General features: G+C 72.5%; 2 protein-coding genes. Both read left to right on the top strand.

From position 1 onward, the window contains the following. Nucleotides 1-511, top strand: a 511-nt coding sequence (locus tag G3I65_RS30970; RefSeq protein WP_160699240.1) for a hypothetical protein, incomplete at its 5' end; no start/stop codon positions are given. Continuing rightward, nucleotides 511-1,053: a DUF6529 family protein gene (locus G3I65_RS30965; protein ID WP_160699239.1), complete on the top strand. Its 543-nt coding sequence runs from the start codon at nucleotides 511-513 to the stop codon at nucleotides 1,051-1,053. The genes G3I65_RS30970 and G3I65_RS30965, both read left to right, overlap by 1 nt. Nucleotides 1,054-1,125 lie beyond the last annotated feature (72 nt).

The following is a 1,125-nucleotide window of genomic DNA, read 5'->3' as shown; positions in this document are numbered from 1 at the left end:
GACGTCGGAAGCGCCGAAGCCCGACGCGCCCGCGCGGGCGGACTACGCCGGGCGGGTGACCGGCGGCGGCGCGTCGGTCGCGGTGTCGGTGCGCGACGGTCACGCCATCGCCTACCTCTGCGACGGCAAGAAGGTCGAAGCGTGGCTGCAAGGCGCGACGACCGGCGGGAAACTGGACCTGAAGGGCGCCAAGAACGCCGCCCTGACCGGCAGTTTCGACGCCACGGCGGCCACCGGCACGGTGACCGCGTCCGGGAAGACGTGGCAGTTCACCGCTCCGGTGGCGAAGAAGCCCGCCGGGCTCTACCGCGCGACGCCGAAGGTCAAGGGGCAGCAGGCGAAGGTCGGCTGGATCGTGCTGCCCGACGGCAGCCAGGTCGGCATCCTCGCCGCGGGCGACGACACCACGGCGGCCCCGCCACTCGACGCGGCCCAGGGCACCGCGACCGTCGACGGCGCCGCCGTGCCCGCCGAGGCGATCAGCGGCCTGGCCGGGACCGGTGACTTCTGATGACCACGGCCGGGCACCGCACCGCGGTCGCGCTCCTGGTCCCGCTGTTCGCCGGCGCCGTCGTCGCGGTGGTGCTCGGCGTCTACGGCAGCCTGCACACGCCGACCGGCGTCGCGGTGAACGTCGCCGGGTTCTCCAGCCCGCGGTCGGTGAAGGCGTGGCTGGCCACGGTGGTCGTCGTGCTCGCGATCGTCCAGCTGCTCTCGGCGCTTTCGCTGTACGGCAAGCTCGGCGCGACGCCCGCGTGGATGGGCGCCGTGCACCGCTGGTCGGGCCGGATCGCCTTCCTCGTGTCGATCCCGGTGGCGCTGCACTGCCTCTACGCGCTCGGGTTCCAGTCGTTCGACACCCGCGTGCTGCTGCACTCGCTGCTGGGCTGCTTCTTCTACGGCGTGTTCGTCGCGAAGATGTTGCTACTGCGCAAGGACGGCGCGCCCGGCTGGGCGCTGCCGGTGCTCGGCGGGCTGGTCTTCACCGGGCTGGTCGGGTTGTGGCTGAGCGCGTCGCTGTGGTTCTTCACCCAGTCCGGCTTGACCTTCTAGGCGGAGGACGAAAGTGCGAGACGACGACACGGACCTGGTGCTGGCGCGCCGGACGGCGCTGACGGTACTGGG

The organism is Amycolatopsis sp. SID8362 (assembly GCF_010550475.1).
Classification (GTDB): Bacteria; Actinomycetota; Actinomycetes; order Mycobacteriales; family Pseudonocardiaceae; genus Amycolatopsis; species Amycolatopsis eburnea.
This window is presented reverse-complemented; position numbering and strand designations above follow the sequence as displayed.